This is a genomic window from Cytobacillus sp. FSL W7-1323 (assembly GCF_038595015.1).
Classification (GTDB): domain Bacteria; phylum Bacillota; class Bacilli; order Bacillales; family Cytobacillaceae; genus Cytobacillus; species Cytobacillus kochii.
The window spans coordinates 4,088,717-4,105,438 of the sequence record NZ_CP151998.1 but is presented as its reverse complement, the minus strand read 5'-3'; the positions used below and the strand labels follow the sequence as shown (position 1 = coordinate 4,105,438).

Here is a 16,722-nt window from a genome sequence, read left to right as displayed (position 1 = left end):
TTAACTCACCTGCTTTTCTTGTTTTTTGAGATCTTCACTATCTTTATTAAACGTTTTGTCTACTTCTCCTTTAAAGAAATCTTTTCCGTATAATAATAGACAAAGAATAATACCTACAGCAAACGCCCAAGCAGCGCCTTTAATACATAGAACAGCTGCGACAATCCCAGCTACACCAAGATCTTTTTGACTCCGTGCTTCTAAAATACCAACTTTCACACTTACATATCCTTGAATGAGAAGAGTTAATGCCATCGCAACACCTAATATAGGCTCAACGAAACTTACGATTGGAAGTAACCATAAGCCGGTATTCGTTCCCCAGCGGAATGAACCCATACCACCGAAAATCGAGTCCATAGCTTTTCTTCCTTTTTTGAAACGCTCAACCATTACCACCTGCATTGCACTCCATACAGGTCCTGCCATCGTGACATCAGGTCCAATAATACTCATGGCACCATTACGAATACCGAAAATCCAGTGAGATCGGTTAGGGTTGTAATCAACCTTTTCATCAGGGCGGATAGATTGACCATCTTCCACTAATGCTTTTACTTGTAATACATCACCGAAAAGAACAATATAAGCAGCGAGAACAGTAGGGATGGCTGTAATAAACATCATGAATGGGGGTAAGCCTAACCCGAATACCGTGTACTCATTCCACAATGTAATAAAATCTGGTGATGAGAATCCCCATTCAATTGTTGGCCACTTTGCTTCCCCAAATAATGGGGCAATAAATACAGCTACCAGTATCACAGGGAAAATACCTAGTTTAGCAATGGTTTTCCAAAAGGCATTGCGGTTTTGGAATTGAATAAAATGTTTTGAAAATAAAAGATAAAACCCAATTCCAATAGCAATCGAGATGGTCCAAGGGAACAATTCAAAACGGCCACCAACTTGGAAAACAGAGATGACAGCTGCTAAACCAGCTCCTAGGATAACACCAGCTTTTAATGCGGGCGGAATAAAGCGAACAACCTTTGATGCCAACCCAGTAGCCCCGAGTAATAATGATAGAATACCGAGTGTTAATTGGAAGGCGATCAGTGAGTGAACACGTTCAGGTCCTTCAGGGAATTGCTGACAGTACAGCATGATTAAAGGAATGGCTGGTGTAATCCAACCAGGTACAGCCGGATCACCTAGTAAATGATGTAATAAGTAAAAAAGTCCATTTAAAACAACAATAGCGAGTGCTACTTCAAAAGGCATACCGAGTAATTCCATTAAAAGCGGGATGGCTGATAAATCAACAGCACACATTAATAGTCCTTGCACATAATCGGGCCATTCAAAACGGTAATGGATAAAAGGTAAGCGAACCTTAAAAGGTCCTGCTGGGATATACGGTGATTCTTCGCCGTATTTTCTGTTTTTCCATTTCATGACGGTTTTTCTCCTCCTTAATTGTAAACCCTTACAAGTTAGAATATTAAATTATGAATACGTAACCATTTTTCTGTAAAGCGATTCCACATGAGTCGTTCAAGCTCATATGGAAGAGGGTAAGGGATTATGCTTTAAAATGGTTACGTATTCATTTTTGCATAAATAAAAACTATTGATATGCCTTTGTTGTTTTCCTATTAAATACTTTAACAGATTCAGTGATTTTTACGCAACTGTTTTTTTTATTTTCAATCATTTCAATCAGTTCATTGATGGCTAGAAAACCTAAATTTTGCTCAGAGATACTTCCGACGGTTGTTAACTCGATACTACCGTGTTTACTTAAGTCAACATTATCGATACCGACTACGCTAATATCGCCTGGGACACGAAAACCGGCCTTTGTTGCTTCATCAATTGTTTGTAGAGCGATTGCATCTGTTGCAGCACAAATAGCTGTCGGTGGAGTCGGTAATTGCATCAGTTTTTCAAATGCTTCTTTTACCGCTTGTTTTGATGTATTCGTTTGAATCACATATTGCGATGCAAGGTATTGAGTGTTCATCCCTTCAACGAAGCCATCGTATCTATTTTTAAATGTACTAACGGTAGAGGGACCTCCAATCCAAGCAATTTGTTTATGACCTAACTCTAGCATATGACGAGCTGAAAGTATGCCAGCCTGAAAATTATCGATTTCAACAAAATGTTTATTATTAATATGTTTTCGATTATATGTAATAAATGGTATATCCATTTTCTCAAACTTCTCGAAAATAGGATCATCAAGTAAGATACAGGACATCACGACTCCATCTACCTTATTTTCAACTACTGAAGTATATGCCTCATTTAATTTCTCATCATTCACAAATTGAACATGCACACGATAACCTTTGCTATTAGCGTAATTAACAATTGCAGCTGTTGTATCGACAAAAAAAGGATTATGAAGGGGTCCAGAAAGTAACGCAATCGTGTTTGTTTTATTTTGTACAAGAGAACGGGCATGGGCATTAGGAATGTAATGAAGTTCTTCAATCGCAGCCATCACTTTATCTACTGTTGGTTTTTTGACTAGGTTTGGAGTATTAAGTACACGTGATACGGTCGTTTGAGAAACGCCAGCATGTTTGGCAACATCCTTAGAAGAGACCATCTAGTTTCCTCCTTTCAAGAAAAACTGTGCTTCCTTATTTTATCAGATTCCCATGGGAGAGAGAAGTCAAAATGACCTAGATTAAGTACCAGTGAAAAGGGTAAGCAGAGAGTATGAAAGGAAGCGAATAAAATGAAAAAAACGATGATTTTAGTGTTTACGAGTATTTTATTGTTTTCTGGCTCTGCTGTGTCGGCTAAAACAATCCATTCATTTAGCGACCAGACAACAATTTATGATTATATTGTCTCTGAAAGCTACAGTAAGAACGGTGCAAAGGTAGCCGTTATTGGCAGTAGTGTTGCTCGTGGGAAAGGGGCATCTCATCCGATGTTTTCTTGGTTTCGTTTATTAGAAAAGGAAGTGCGAGAACGCCATTTGCCACATAAAAAAAAGCTGTCATTTCATAACTTTGCTAAAAGCGGTTACACCTTAAATATGCTACTTAAGGATGGAACGGTTGAAAAGTTGGTAAAATCAGAGCCTGATTTGGTAATGATTGAAACAGGTGTCGTTAATAGTTATCAATATCATCAAAGCATAAAAGAAACAGAGCAAGCGATTGAAAAAACCGTTGATAAAATTAAAAAGGCCTCTCCTGATACGAAAATTCAATTTCTTTCTCCCAATCCGACAACTGTTCTTTATAACGGAAAAATTGATAATAAGCGCAATCATTCTTATCAAGACTATTTAAAAGCAACAGAACAGTATATTAAAGAAAACGAGTGGTCATATATAGATATTTATCGACCGATGGCAAAAAGAATGGCGGACGGTTCATTTGAGTTAAAAGACACATTGGCAGATGGGGTGCATCCGAATAATATTGGTTACTATATTTGGTTTCAAGTAATGAATGAGTACTTTAATAAGCCAATCCCGTGGTAAAATGAAAGAAAACCTCGGAGCTGATGAATGTTGAAACAACAATTAACTTTAATGGAAGCATATATGATTGAGCTGTTACGTAATAAAGGTGTAACGGACGAAGAAATTATAAGAAAATCTTTGTCAAACGAAGCGACAGAGTGGAGAAAGTACAACGAGCAGTTCGAATTTGAACAATTAGCTCATCTGGCTCAAAAAGATGAGGCAAACTTTGTTTCAATGATTAACAATGGTTACCGCATCAAATTCCTTACCTTCCCTGGCTTGCAACGCATGTTAAGTATGAAGTTCGGATTAGAGAAAGACCAAGATTACACGCTCGTAGAAAACGGAGTAACTAATATAAAGGTAAGTGAGGAGCAATTAAACGAGATAGAAAAAGTTTTATCACTCAACTGGAAAATAAAGAGAGAAAAAACTTCGGTTTCTATTCAAAATGGCTAAAGAAAGATAGCATTCGTTTCTTCATTAGGCGAATGCTTTTATCATTTCTCTTTACTAGAAGACCATAAATAATAGAATATAGAAAAGAATAAAGAAGCTCCTATTGCGTATGGTATGGGAGAACGAAAAAGAATTAATAGACAAAAGGGCATGGTAATAAAAATGGTTTTTTTCCAAAACAAGCAATGATCTTCCTTTCCAAAAAAGGTTGAATATGTGAAAAAGAAAACTTAGGAGGAAATAATCACTTGATGAATTATAAATTTTCACCTGAATTAAGTCAGGCGATTGTTGATGGTATATTAAAAGGATATAGGCATTACATTCATGAGCGTGAACAGAAGAAACGTGAAATGCTTATTAGTACAGGTTATGCATGGGTAAAAGGCAATCATATTGAAGATGCCGTAGCACAAGAATGTCGCAAGCTTGGGATTCAATTTGAATTTTCTAAAGCCGGTTATGCATGGGGTTATCTTAAATTCGAAAATAAGGCAACAAACTCTTTATTTATCATTAAAAGTGGAGGACCTTCACCACAATCATCACCGAGTCGAAAAGAGGAGCACTATTTAGTTGAACTCTCCAAGATTAATCGTCATATTGATTGGCAGCAATTAGAACAAATGAATGAAGTAGGAGAACAGTTAATGTTAGAAGACGTCACTTCTCAGAATTTTGAACAATTAAGCTTCGGTGAATTCGATTCTCTTAAACAAACGTTTGATCAATTTTATATTGTCTCCTATGAAATGGATGAAACAAAACTATTATCAAAAATTCAACTGCTTATGCCAACTCCAGGCATGAAGAAAATTCATTTAGTTGAAGACTGGTTACCTCTGGCATTTCATTCATCTTATCATATTACAGAGATTGAAGTAGAAGGAATTAGAGGAGAATAACAGGAGGGCTATCTATAGTAGATAGCCCTTCTTAATTATTGTTTTTGTTCTTTTATCCAATGAGTAATGGTATCGATGATCGTTTCTTGTTGTTTCTTAATAGAAATGTCGGCTGGGTTGTCACCAGATTGTTCTCCGTATACACCAAAATAGGCGTGGTTTCCTCCTTCGATTTCTACGAAGTCTGCTTCATCTGGAAGAAAAACCTTCTTCTCTTCAACTTTAGCGGGCGTACTTAGGCCATCATTTGAGCCACTTATGGATAAGACAGGTAATTGCGAATTTGTCAGTGTATCATTATCAGAGGCATAGGCACCCAGTAGTATTAAACCATGTACTTGATCTATGTTTTTATCGGCGTACATGGCTGCTGCTGCACCACCCATTGAATGGCCTCCCACAAACCAATCTACATCTTTATACGTACTAATGATTTCGTTAGCTTTAGAAACATCAAGTATGGCGATGTTTAGTGTGACATGTGGTATAGCGATAAATAGATTTTCTTTAGCTAATTCTTGACCGATATAAGCATAAGCTTCGGGTTCTACTTTTGCACCCGGATAAAGAATCAGACCTATTTGACTATTAGGGTCACCGAATAAAAGCCAATCATCTTCAACGCTTATTTGTTTGTCTACGGGGATCGTTGGCTCATCCACTGAATGATAAGTGAGCTGAGTCCAGATGAAAAATCCACCGATTGCTGTAACTACTAGAGCTGATAGGATAAGGAATACTTTTGATTTGATTATCTTCTTCATAATTTGCCTCTTAAGTTGTATTTACTTTTTGAAAAATTTGTAGAGCGTATAGATAAAAATAACGATTAATAAAAGGATGAGGATCATCACAAAGCTTTTCACAGCATCATTAGGTGTTTTAGCATATATACCAATGTATGCCCAGATGAAAACAAGTGTATAAATAAAGTCTTTAAATCGAATAGAGAAAACAATCGCTAATATTGTAGCAACTGCTAACATAATAAAGGTCCAAGTCACTTCATTCAATCCGAGAAAAACAGTCTGTTCCATCCCTACAAACCAAACAAATACATTTAAAATACTTGCTACAGAAACCCAACCAATATAAATGGAAAATGGCAGTTTTTCAAAGAAAGTATGAGTTGTATCGTTTATTCTACCGTAGATTAGAATTAAGGTGACAAGTAAAGCAAAAATGATGATTACTGATGTTAGTAGTGCTTGAGCAGTAAAAGCTAGAATCCAACAGCCATTTAATAAAAAGTTAAGAGCTGGTAGGTAGCTAGTTTTTACATAAACAGCATCACCTCTCACAAAAAAAGCTCTGATAATCCAAATAAATAAAAGTAAATAAATGAACCCCCAAATGGAAAATGCAAAACCAGCAGGTTGTATTAAAGGTTGGTTAGCATCAGCAACATTGCCAACATTTGTAGCTGACCAATAATTTAAGAAAATCATTATAGCGAAAGTAATAAGGTAGACGATACCTAGTTTCTTTGACTGATTCATGAATGAGCCTCCCCTTGATAAATAAAATGATGGTATTAATTGTAATACCCTAAAGTGAACGGTAATAATCATAGTTATCTACCATGGGGAAGGCGAAGTGACATATTTCTTAATTTGATAGTAGTTGTTTTATTTTTTCCTCAAAATCACTTGGTTTATCTGTAGGACCGAAGCGCTCTACCACATTTCCATTTTGATTAATGAGAAACTTAGTAAAGTTCCATTTAATGCTTTTGCTTAGAAAACCTTTTGCTTCTGTCGTTAAATAATTGAATAAAGGGTGTGCTTCTTTTCCATTCACTTTAATGATTTCATGCATAGGGAATGAAACACCATAGGTCATCCGACAAGCTTCACTCGCTTCCTCAGCAGAGTCGAGCTCTTGTTTAAATTGATCCGAAGGAAATCCTAATATAACCAGTCCCGCATCTTTATATTTTTGATATAGGTTCTCAAGTTCTGCAAATTGTGGGGCCAAGCCACATTTTGTTGCGGTATTGACAATTAGTAATACCTTGCCTTCATATTGCTCCAATTGATAATTGGTACCGTTTTCGAGTTTTACGTTTATATCATATAAATTCATTTTTTCTCCTCCCCTTCATTTAATTGAGATAACAGTGTATTCAATTCTTGTAATTTTAATTTGAATTGATCATCAAATATAGCAAATGAATCCCATTTTGTAGCTTTAGTTGAAATCATTTCTGATATCGTACTTTCGGAGTTTCTACCTTTTGTGGTCAATGAAATGACTACAGATCTTTTGTCCATAGGTGAGGGTGTTTTCATTACATAATCTTTTTCTACTAGTTTAGAAATAATGGGGTTTAAAGTACCAATCCCTAACGATAACTTTTCACTTAATTGTTTAATAATCATATGATCATTTTCCCACAGAGCCAGTAAGACAATATATTGAGGGTAAGTGAGGTCAAACGGTTCCAGTGCTTTCCGGTATAACTTAGTATATTGATTTGTTGCTTTATAAATAGCGAAACATAATTGATTTTCTAATGTCTGTGCTTTTACTTTGACCACCTCCTCATTTACATCGTACACGATACATTATATATCGGGTACGATGTAAATGCAAAAATAAGATAACAATTAAATCATATGTAACAGTTGCTTTCAGTTTCTGTAAATTCCTCCTTTACAATACCTCAGTGATGTTATAATACGAGCAATAATTGTAAGGAGGTCCATTTTCATGATACTTCAAGAAGAAATTAAAGGACTAACGACGAAAGTATTTGGAAAAAACAATCAACTAATATACGATGAAGAATCGTTTGTTTTTAAAAATGCTGAATTAAAAATCACTGGTTCAAATAATAAAATCCATATTGGAAAAGGGACAAAACTATCCAATATATTAATTCACATACGAGGTTCAAATAATGAAATTATGATAGGGGAAGATACCGACTTGATTGGTCATATTTTATTAAAAGGCAAAAAACAATCGATTAAAGTTGGTGACCGAACGACCTTTAAGAATGTCTATCTACTATCACAAGAAGGAAAGAATATTACCATTGGAGCGGACTGTATGTTTTCTTATGATATAGCCGTGAGAACAACAGATGCTCATTCCGTTCTTGACCTTGAAACAAATGAAAGATTGAACGGTGCAAAGGATGTGGTCATTGGTAATCATGTTTGGGTTGCTGCTAGTTGCTTGATTTCCAAAGGCGCGGTGATTCCGGACGATACGATCATCGGAGCAAGATCAGTTGTTACTAAACCTTTCTCCGAAGAACATACAACCATTGCGGGCTCTCCAGCTAAGATAATCAAAACAGGAACAACTTGGAGTCGAGAGCGGTTATAGTAGGATGAGATAAAATGCTAGATTTCACTAGTTTAAAAAGAACATGATGATATCTTAAATGTAATAAGGCTTTAAAATTTAATTGACTTATCATTCCATTTATTTGGCTTGACTAAAGCGTTTAGGGGAAGAAGCGATGATTTATCTTCCTGATTTTGGTTAGAGCTAACAATTATCCTTATAATATATGTATAAATATTGGGGAATTTAATTAATGGAATATCCATTATAAAAACGCCACAAACTCTTTTTGGGTTTGTAGCGTTTCTATGTTTATGGTAACTTCAAGAAATGGTTTCAGCGTTAGAGCGTTTATTTCCTTTGTAGATGAAATAAACAGCAATAATCATAAATATTAGTGCAACAAGTCGTTTCCAGTCTAAAGGTATGATTAAACTATCAAACCAACCAAAGTGATCAATAATCATACTACTTGCCAGTTGTCCGCTGATAATGGCAACATTGGCTGCTATAACCCCGATTTTTGGAACAGCTATGACAGAGAGAAGTAAGAACGCCGTACCTAAAAGTGCAGCGCTTAACTGCCATACAGGTGCTGAAAGGATTCCAAGTACATTGCCTTGACCGAAAAATATAATAATAATTGTCAGAAAGACTAAACCAGTTAACATGGTTAAAAAAGTTGTTTCGATAGTTCCAGCTTTCCGGCTGAAGGTTGCGTGGACGGATGACTGTGCACTTAATGCGATACCACCTAATAAGGTAAATAGAATCATTAAACTATCCATAAGGAGACCTCCTAGTTAATTAATATAAGGGCAATAATCATAGAAATTACTGCAAATACTTTTTCTTTATTGATTTTAGTTTGTTTAATACCAAGCCAACCAAAGTGTTCAATGATCATACTCATAATCAGTTGACCAATAATTACTGTAACCATCGTTATCCCAACACCAACAAAAGGAACACTTATAACGATAGCTGTTAAATATATGACTCCTAAAATTCCTCCAGAAAGTGACCATTTTGGTGCTTCCATCGTATAGGAAAGTTTCCCCTTACCAAAAAATAACCATATTATTCCCATGATAAGAGTGCCCATAAAGAAGTTATAAAAACTGGTCTCTAGCTTTCCTATTGCTTCTCCAAGTTGACCGTATATTGCGCTTTCGAAGCTAAGTGCTGTTCCTGCCAATACGGCTAAAATATATGCTAAGTAACGCACGAAAAACATCCCCCTAAATTTTAATTTTTATGTCCAAAATGAATGAGTTTCCCATGGAACATAGAACTCTAAAGTTAATTAATTATCTTGATAGGAACTTTGATGATTGAAGAGCATGATGAATCACCTCGCATTTTATTTGTTTGCGCATGCAAATAATAATTCAATCTTTGTTTCCTGTCAACTTAATTGGCTTAATGAGCATAGAACTTTGATTGTAGTGTGTTTAACGATATAATATGCTTATTAGATGCGTAATATAGTTTTTCGAGGTAGGGGATTGCATTGGAAACGCCTGAACGATTAGTCGACTTTTGGGTAAACTACTCAAAATTTTATAACCGTTTATATAACGCGATAGATAACGTTATACAACAGCAATACCATTTAAACCTTAATGAATTTTATCTCTTGTATCATTTATCACAAGCAGATAAATTTAAATTAAGGTTAACGGATTTACAACCCAAAATCGGACTTAGTCATAGCGCTTTGTCTCGATTAGTTACACGCATGGAGAATTACCAAAACAAACAACTTGTATGGAGATCAATTTGTGAAGACGATAAAAGAGCTAGTTATATTACTCTTACCAAAGAAGGAAGTCAGTTGTTTGAATCGATTTCTAATGTATTAAACCAAACTTTAGATGCATCGCTGACGAAACCAGACCTTGACCATATTATAAGAATGGTAAAAGGATAAATATCGAGGGACCAAAAAAAGCCGTTATGTGAGCTTTTTTGGTCCCTTTTTTTGCAATCTAATGAGATTTCCTTACTTTACCGATATGCTGGATATCAGTTTGATGACGAAAACGGATCACTATTATTTAATAGCAAGATTATCATCCAACTCATGGTGTTTTTCTCCCTTGATCCAGATGCGCTGGTGATGATGATGATATTCTTACGCCAAATGGATACATATACGCAAATAACAATCTGCTAAATTAGTTGACCCAGATGGTCACAGAGCAAAGCTCGTTAGCGGAGCTGGTAAATTGGTTTGGAAGAACGGAAAGAAAGTGAGGAATCAGGAATAAAGGTAGGTAAAAAAGCTTGGAAAAATCGAAAGTGGGCTATAAAAGAACCTGACAAACGAAGTGGAAGAATTTTTGCTATCGATAAACAGAAAGTAGACGACAAATAAACATACTGACTCCAGGTTATTCGCACTTGATTATCATAAATTATGGAAAAAAAGACAAAGACAAAAATTGTTCACTTTCAAACACTTATCTCTTTTTGAAAATGCTACCTATTCACATACATTGGCAATTGCTATACTTAATAAAGAACATTATAATCAATCGACTACTCCCAATGCTCTTCTAATTCAATTTTCGAAATGCAGGTGAAGCTTGTGTTAATTAAAGATTCTTGGTTTACTGTGCAATTAATTGATAGTAAAACGTATGCGATTAGTGAATATGGCCACTGGGAAAAAGTACATTCGTTTTTGCTCATTGGTGAAGAAAAAGCGGTACTCATTGATACAGGTCTTGGAATAGATAACATTAAACGTATAACCGATCAATTAACTTCCTTACCTATTGAGGTCATAACAACGCATGTTCATGTCGATCATATTGGTGGACATGGATTGTACGATACGATTTACGTTCATGAGCTAGATAAAGACTGGTTAGTTAATGGTATTAGTGGTCTTACGCTCCAACAAATCCGCACTGATATACAAAGAGATATTACAATCCCCAAACCGAAAACATTTAATCCTGAAACATATCAGCCTTTTACAGGAGAGCCGACCGCTTTACTAGCTGCAATTAGGGAATCGAAAACTTAAAATCTATCATACGCCAGGACACTCACCGGGGCATATTACTATTTATGATGAAACACATAACTACCTATTTACAGGCGATTTATTGTATGATACCGAGCCTATATTCGCTTTTTATCCTTCTACGAGTCCATCTGATCTCGTGCGATCAATTGAAAAAATAGCGATGATTCCCAATGTAGCAAAAGTGTTCGGATCACATCATACATTAGGATTAGCACCGACTGTTTTGCAGGAAGCTTATGATGCAGTTCAGTATTTAAAGAGTCATCAATTGGATCAATTTGGGACAGGTATACATTCCTTTCAACAGATAAGCTTTCGATTTTAGTTTTTGTACAGAAAGAAGGGTGAATGGTGAAAATATACATGACAAGACATGGTCAGACAGAATGGAATAGAGAAAGAAGGCTACAGGGAAGATTAGATTCTGACCTAACAACAATTGGGAGTGAGAACGCCAAATTATTAGGAGAACATTTAAGCAAAGTCCCGTTTGATGTGATTTATGCCAGTCCAAGTGGAAGAACGATGATGACGGCGAGCCTGATTAAAGGCAATCGCCCAATTAAGGTTTTTACTGATGAGGATTTACAAGAGATTTATATGGGAAGTTGGGAAGGGCAGCAACAATCAGATGTCCAAAAACAATACGCAGATGAATTCCATGCCTTTTGGTGTGCGCCTCATCTCTATCATCCAACAGAACGAGAAAGTTTTCAGCAAGTACAGGATCGAGCAGTAAAAGTGCTAAAAAGAGTGATGACAAACCATAAGAATGGAAATGTTTTGCTTGTTACACATACGGTCGTAATCAAAACGCTTCTTGCCTACATGAAACAAATACCTATGGAAAACCTTTGGGATGCCCCGTACATTCATGATACTTGTCTTTCAGTAATTGAAATTGTAAATGGTCAGAAAAACATCCTATTGGAAGCAGATATGTCTCATCTTCAACCGGACCAATATGAATTCACTTAGGGAGGTTATGTTGTGCAGAGAGAAATGACGGAAGCGGGTCATCTTTTAAATGATAAAGGGGAACTTGTTCAATCAGGGTATGCAAAACAGCTCCTGCTTACATATGATCGAAAGGCCATCAAGGCTCAAGCGTGGAGAATAAAGGAATGGGATTATTATTTAGTTTGTAATGATGATTTTGGTGTGGCTCTGACCATTGCCGACAATTCCTACATGGCTTTATTGAGTGTGTCTTTTCTTGATTTTAAGCGTGCTTCTTATCGAACGACAAGCATTATGAAGCCTCTTACATTTGGGAAGTTGAACTTACCGTCGACTTCAAAGGAAGGCGATATTGTTTACGAAGATAAGCGAATTAAGCTGTCCTTTTCGCATATAAAGAATGGTAGGAAATTATGTTGTCATATGAAAAATTTCGATGGTAAAACTGACTTTGCCTGTGACATTGATTTAATTAATGAGGCTAAAGATTCTATTGTAATGGCTATTCCATTTAAGGAAGATCGACAAGCGTTTTACTATAATCAAAAGATCAATGGGATGCGTGCAAAGGGCAGTGTCAACTATGGGCAAACAGAATATCAATTTCAGAAAAAGAACAGTTTTGCTACATTAGACTGGGGCAGGGGTGTATGGACATATAAAAATACGTGGTATTGGGGATCAGCATCTGGTGTTGTCGAGGGGAAAACATTCGGCTTTAATATCGGCTATGGCTTTGGCGATACTTCTCTTGCCAGTGAAAATATGCTCTTCTATGATGGAGTGGCCCATAAACTGGAAGAGGTTACTTTCCATATCCCACAGAATAATGGAATCTTTGACTATCTCTCACCTTGGCGATTCACTTCAAGCGATGGAAGGTTCGAAATGGACTTCATCCCCATTTTAGATCGTAAAGATTACACCTCGGTCATAGTTATTTCTAGTGATCAGCATCAAGTATTTGGTCATTTCACTGGTAAAGCGGTATTAGATGATGGAACAACCATTGTACTGAAAGACTTTCTTGGTTTTGCTGAGAGGGTGGAGAATAAATGGTGAGCAAAAGGTGGTTATTATGGGTTGGTTAAATATAGGGAGTCTGGTTTTAGGCATAGTTGCTTGGATCTTACCGTTGCTTAATCTTGGTCGAGAACAAGAAAATGCCAAACGGTGGATGACGTATTCATTTTTAAGTTTCATCTGTTGTAGTACGGCTATTTTATTTCAATTAATGGTGCAAAAATTTCTTATAGAAATAGAAGATTTTAGTGCCTTGATGGATATAACAAGTTCGGTTGTCCTTGCTTCAAGTGTGCTTTTAATCGTGACAATTCTATTGAATGTATTGGCATGGGTAAAATATACGAAAACGATATAGAAGGGGAATGAGGTAGGGTCGATGATAAACGGAGAATTTATCAAAGTGTGGAGTCATTACTTATCGCGTTTATTAAGTGATCGTTTTTATGAACTTATCCTTCCCCTCATTGTTCTCGGTATGTCTGGGTCTCCTATTGTAACGACGGCTGTATTAATGGTGCAAAAGGCGGCATCGATTCTCTTTGCCATTCCAGTAGGAACGTTTATTGAAAGAATCAATGTGGTGACTGTAGCTTGGGTTGCCAATTTCGTATACGGCTGTTTGTTATTTTTTCTTTCTTATATTTTCGCTAGAGATATAGGGGATCTATGGTTGATTACTATCATTATATTTTTACTCGGTTTTGTTGGTCTTGTTATTCAAATTGCCCAACAAGCAATGATTCCCCGCATTGTTTCGAGGGAAAGGCTTTTAAGTGCGAATAATTTACTTGAGGCAGCGGATGCCATTGTTACATTCATTGGCCCAGCCTTAGGTGGCTATCTCTTTGCAACATATGGTGGCTCGACTACGCTCATCATTTGTGGCACGCTCTATCTCGCAGCCATGCTTCTGCTAATTTTCACAAAATACAATCATCAACCAACGGTGAAAAAACAACAAACTTTAGTAAAAAGTGTAAGGGCTTTTATCGAAGAATCGAAAGCAGGAATGGGCCACCTTTTTATTAATGCTTCACAAAAGTTAATCACTCTAACGGCGATTGTGCTCTCCTTTAGTACCACTTTTATCATTCTCAGTGTCATCATTCATGCAGATTTAACACTAGCTTTTTCAGAAACACAAATTGGACTGTTACTGTCATGCGCCGGTATTGGTAATCTGCTAGGTGTTTTTCTCATGCTGCGGTTTAATCAAATGAATTGGCTACCTTTCCTAGGTCTCCTCATGGCTATCTCAGGGGTTGGGATTATACTTTTGACCACTAGTCATTTTTATTTGATGTGTTTGGGGATGGTTCTATTCGATGGTGCGCTTTCAATGGGATTTGTTGTCCAAATCTCTGTCCAACAAGGAATTACACCCGATCATTTAATCGCTCGCGTCAGAAGCGCAGTATATGTTCTGACAAGTCTTACCGGAATGCTCGCTACTTTCTTAGCAGGTGTGATAACTGAATGGAACACTTATTTGCCCTTCTTAATCGGGACCACAATATTAAGCTTATTATCTCTGTTTCTATTCAAATATAGACACAATGGTGTGAGGCTAAGTGAAATGAGACCACTGGATTGAAGGAAAATAGGGATAGTGAAGGTAATTAGGTAAAAAAAAGATAAAAAGAAGCCTTGGGAAATGTAAAAGGTTCAATACGAACACAACTAGGATGAAAAGCAGGTAGATGAGTTGTCAAATGGGAGATACGAACACAACTAGGATGAAAAGCAGTGAGATGAGTTGTCAAATTGGAGATACGAACACAACTAGGATGGAAAGCAGGTAGATGAGTTGCCAAATTAGGAATATGAACACAACTAGGATGAAAAGCAGATAGATGAGTTGTCAAATTGGGAATACGAACACAACTTGTATGAAAAGCAAGTAGGTGTGTTGCCAAAATGGGAATACGAACATAACTGGGATGAAAAGCAAGTAGGTGTGTTGCCAAAAACGAAATCCGAACACATCCCAAATAAAAAGCAAAAAGATGTGGGGACGGACCTAAAATAGTCATTAGTAAAAGCAAGCGGTAAGATAGATTGCTAAATTCGTGATGACAAACATTACAAGTGACAAAGATGCGCTGAGTCGAAGTCCTCAATTTCCCTACTAATCCCCACAGTTTTAAAATACTCAACTCCTTACAAAGCTCTCCCCTAACGCCACAAAAAAAGACACGGAGAAATTTCATTTTGGAATTCCCGCGTGTCTGATTTTAGCTTGCCCTTATTTATACTGAGCAATCGCTGATTCAGCAAGTTTTTGAATGGTGATATTGTCCATTGGCGGATTATGAAGACCAGCACGGACGTCTCGGTAATATCTTTGAAGTGGATTATTACGTTGTAAGCTTTTTGCTCCTGCGACACGCATCGCTTTATCGACAACGTTAAGTGCTGCATGTGTTACTTGGTATTTAGCAACAGCTAGTTCGTTTTCAATATATTTTCTTCTATTTATATCATCGTATACTTCGGCCACGTGATAGAGTAGATGTCTTGCAGCAAGCAAAGCGGCATCGATTTCACCGAGAAGTGTTTGTACATTCGGTAATTCACTAATAGACCCTTTTATACTATTTGGTTTATGCTCTAAGGCAAATTGTACGGCGTAATCTCTAGCTGCTTGAGCAATTCCGAGATAGCAGGCGGGGATATGTAGTACCCATCCGTTTAAAGATTTTCCCCTGTCAGCAATTGTTTCAACGAGTGCCTCTTCAGGAATGACTACTTGATCTAATACGAGATCATGACTTCCTGTTCCTCTCATAGCCACGACGTCCCATGTTTCGTCAATAGATAATCCTGGCGTATCTTTATGAATTAAGAAAAAGCCAATCGTTTGTTTCTCCTCTATCCAGGCAGAAGTGAGAAAATAGGTTAAAGCAGGCGACATTGTTGTAAAATTTTTACGACCATTAATAACCCACGAACCATTTTTGCGCACAGCGGTAGTTCCGGGTCTGCCACCTCTTGTCGGGCTACCTGTTTGTGCTTCGCTTACAGACCGATTCACAAGTGCGCCTTTTTGTACATCATTTGCAAAAGAGGCAAGTTGTTTCTCTGTCCATAATTGCTTTTCATAGATTTCACCTAATCCACCAACATGCCATCCGATACTTAAGGCAGTGGCACTATCGTAGGAAGCAAGGGTTTCTTGGAAAAGAACCATGTCATACACACCAAGCCCCTCACCGCCATATCTTTTAGGTAATGTCACTTTTGTATAACCTAATTCCACTAATTCACGAATATTCTCATGAGGGAATTTCGCCTCTTCATCTATTTCTTGTGAACGACTAAGAAACGTCGCTTTTTTTGTTTGTAATGCATGTAACCATTTTCTCTGCTCTTCCGTCTTCACGAATAATTGTGAAACCAATGTCTCTTCCTCCTCTAATGAACTATCTAATCCCTACTTCCTTTGTTGGTTTAAATGTTAAACAAGTGGTTCATGTTCGTCAAGGAGAGGATATTGGTTTGTTGAAATATTTAAAAAATAATAAAATTCCGACTTTACATATAGAAATTGTTTTGTTAATCTTTTTTTATAAAATTCTAACACCAATGCAGTAATGCAG

General features: G+C 36.8%; 20 protein-coding genes and 1 pseudogene. 12 read left to right on the top strand and 9 right to left on the bottom strand.

All coding sequences use genetic code 11. From position 1 onward, the window contains the following. Nucleotides 1–1,398: a hypothetical protein gene (locus tag MKX67_RS20860; RefSeq protein ID WP_341052317.1), complete on the bottom strand. Its 1,398-nt coding sequence runs from the start codon at nucleotides 1,396–1,398 to the stop codon at nucleotides 1–3. 172 nt (nucleotides 1,399–1,570) lie between these two features. After that, nucleotides 1,571–2,560, bottom strand: a complete 990-nt coding sequence (locus MKX67_RS20855) for a LacI family DNA-binding transcriptional regulator (protein WP_307316020.1) — start codon at nucleotides 2,558–2,560, stop codon at nucleotides 1,571–1,573. Nucleotides 2,561–2,692: 132 nt separating this feature from the next. Between MKX67_RS20855 and MKX67_RS20850 the strand changes: the two genes are divergently transcribed. The 3 genes from MKX67_RS20850 (at nucleotide 2,693) to MKX67_RS20840 (ending at nucleotide 4,800) form a co-directional block, all read left to right on the top strand. Continuing rightward, nucleotides 2,693–3,451, top strand: a complete 759-nt coding sequence (locus tag MKX67_RS20850) for an SGNH/GDSL hydrolase family protein (RefSeq protein ID WP_342488713.1) — start codon at nucleotides 2,693–2,695, stop codon at nucleotides 3,449–3,451. A 27-nt stretch (nucleotides 3,452–3,478) separates the two neighbouring features. Beyond that, nucleotides 3,479–3,895 (top strand): hypothetical protein, encoded by a 417-nt coding sequence (locus tag MKX67_RS20845; RefSeq protein WP_307316017.1) that lies wholly within the window; start codon nucleotides 3,479–3,481, stop codon nucleotides 3,893–3,895. A 248-nt stretch (nucleotides 3,896–4,143) separates the two neighbouring features. After that, nucleotides 4,144–4,800: a hypothetical protein gene (locus MKX67_RS20840; protein ID WP_281202726.1), complete on the top strand. Its 657-nt coding sequence runs from the start codon at nucleotides 4,144–4,146 to the stop codon at nucleotides 4,798–4,800. A gap of 35 nt (nucleotides 4,801–4,835) precedes the next feature. Here MKX67_RS20840 and MKX67_RS20835 read toward each other — a convergent pair whose 3' ends face one another. The 4 genes from MKX67_RS20835 to MKX67_RS20820 form a co-directional block, all read right to left on the bottom strand. After that, the gene (locus MKX67_RS20835; RefSeq protein ID WP_342488712.1) at nucleotides 4,836–5,564 is read right to left on the bottom strand and encodes an alpha/beta family hydrolase; all 729 of its coding nucleotides are present in this window, start codon (nucleotides 5,562–5,564) and stop codon (nucleotides 4,836–4,838) included. Between the two features lie 21 nt (nucleotides 5,565–5,585). Beyond that, nucleotides 5,586–6,299 (bottom strand): tryptophan-rich sensory protein, encoded by a 714-nt coding sequence (locus MKX67_RS20830; RefSeq protein WP_095371740.1) that lies wholly within the window; start codon nucleotides 6,297–6,299, stop codon nucleotides 5,586–5,588. A gap of 109 nt (nucleotides 6,300–6,408) precedes the next feature. Beyond that, nucleotides 6,409–6,885 carry a glutathione peroxidase gene (locus MKX67_RS20825; protein WP_307316008.1) on the bottom strand — a complete coding sequence of 159 codons (477 nt, stop codon included), beginning with the start codon at nucleotides 6,883–6,885 and terminating at the stop codon, nucleotides 6,409–6,411. Further along, nucleotides 6,882–7,340 carry a MarR family transcriptional regulator gene (locus MKX67_RS20820; RefSeq protein WP_157733876.1) on the bottom strand — a complete coding sequence of 153 codons (459 nt, stop codon included), beginning with the start codon at nucleotides 7,338–7,340 and terminating at the stop codon, nucleotides 6,882–6,884. Before MKX67_RS20820 ends, MKX67_RS20825 begins: the two co-directional genes overlap by 4 nt. A gap of 172 nt (nucleotides 7,341–7,512) precedes the next feature. Between MKX67_RS20820 and MKX67_RS20815 the strand changes: the two genes are divergently transcribed. After that, nucleotides 7,513–8,136: an acyltransferase gene (locus tag MKX67_RS20815; protein ID WP_342488711.1), complete on the top strand. Its 624-nt coding sequence runs from the start codon at nucleotides 7,513–7,515 to the stop codon at nucleotides 8,134–8,136. A gap of 284 nt (nucleotides 8,137–8,420) precedes the next feature. Here MKX67_RS20815 and MKX67_RS20810 read toward each other — a convergent pair whose 3' ends face one another. Next, entirely contained in the window at nucleotides 8,421–8,885 is a 465-nt protein-coding gene (locus tag MKX67_RS20810) for a DMT family transporter (protein ID WP_095371744.1), read from the bottom strand. Nucleotides 8,886–8,896: 11 nt separating this feature from the next. After that, nucleotides 8,897–9,325 carry a DMT family transporter gene (locus tag MKX67_RS20805; protein WP_322909746.1) on the bottom strand — a complete coding sequence of 143 codons (429 nt, stop codon included), beginning with the start codon at nucleotides 9,323–9,325 and terminating at the stop codon, nucleotides 8,897–8,899. Nucleotides 9,326–9,610: 285 nt separating this feature from the next. Between MKX67_RS20805 and MKX67_RS20800 the strand changes: the two genes are divergently transcribed. The 8 genes and pseudogenes from MKX67_RS20800 (at nucleotide 9,611) to MKX67_RS20765 (ending at nucleotide 15,152) form a co-directional block, all read left to right on the top strand. Further along, nucleotides 9,611–10,030 carry a MarR family transcriptional regulator gene (locus tag MKX67_RS20800; protein WP_157733877.1) on the top strand — a complete coding sequence of 140 codons (420 nt, stop codon included), beginning with the start codon at nucleotides 9,611–9,613 and terminating at the stop codon, nucleotides 10,028–10,030. 303 nt (nucleotides 10,031–10,333) lie between these two features. Then, nucleotides 10,334–10,477, top strand: coding sequence for a hypothetical protein (locus MKX67_RS20795; RefSeq protein WP_157733878.1), 144 nt, complete (start codon nucleotides 10,334–10,336; stop codon nucleotides 10,475–10,477). Nucleotides 10,478–10,675: 198 nt separating this feature from the next. Further along, nucleotides 10,676–11,462 (top strand): annotated as a pseudogene (locus MKX67_RS20790) (MBL fold metallo-hydrolase). Nucleotides 11,463–11,488: 26 nt separating this feature from the next. Next, nucleotides 11,489–12,115: a histidine phosphatase family protein gene (locus MKX67_RS20785; protein WP_342488710.1), complete on the top strand. Its 627-nt coding sequence runs from the start codon at nucleotides 11,489–11,491 to the stop codon at nucleotides 12,113–12,115. A 12-nt stretch (nucleotides 12,116–12,127) separates the two neighbouring features. Continuing rightward, nucleotides 12,128–13,159 (top strand): DUF2804 domain-containing protein, encoded by a 1,032-nt coding sequence (locus tag MKX67_RS20780; RefSeq protein ID WP_342488709.1) that lies wholly within the window; start codon nucleotides 12,128–12,130, stop codon nucleotides 13,157–13,159. Nucleotides 13,160–13,175: 16 nt separating this feature from the next. Continuing rightward, nucleotides 13,176–13,478: a hypothetical protein gene (locus tag MKX67_RS20775; protein ID WP_322909742.1), complete on the top strand. Its 303-nt coding sequence runs from the start codon at nucleotides 13,176–13,178 to the stop codon at nucleotides 13,476–13,478. Between the two features lie 21 nt (nucleotides 13,479–13,499). After that, nucleotides 13,500–14,717: an MFS transporter gene (locus tag MKX67_RS20770; protein ID WP_307315991.1), complete on the top strand. Its 1,218-nt coding sequence runs from the start codon at nucleotides 13,500–13,502 to the stop codon at nucleotides 14,715–14,717. 264 nt (nucleotides 14,718–14,981) lie between these two features. Then, complete coding sequence (locus tag MKX67_RS20765) at nucleotides 14,982–15,152, top strand: hypothetical protein (RefSeq protein ID WP_342488708.1); 171 nt, start codon at nucleotides 14,982–14,984, stop codon at nucleotides 15,150–15,152. A gap of 216 nt (nucleotides 15,153–15,368) precedes the next feature. On the opposite strand, the gene MKX67_RS20760 is transcribed toward MKX67_RS20765, so the two are convergent. Next, a complete protein-coding gene (locus tag MKX67_RS20760; RefSeq protein ID WP_322909740.1) occupies nucleotides 15,369–16,523 on the bottom strand; it encodes an acyl-CoA dehydrogenase family protein in 1,155 nt (384 codons plus the stop codon). Nucleotides 16,524–16,722 lie beyond the last annotated feature (199 nt).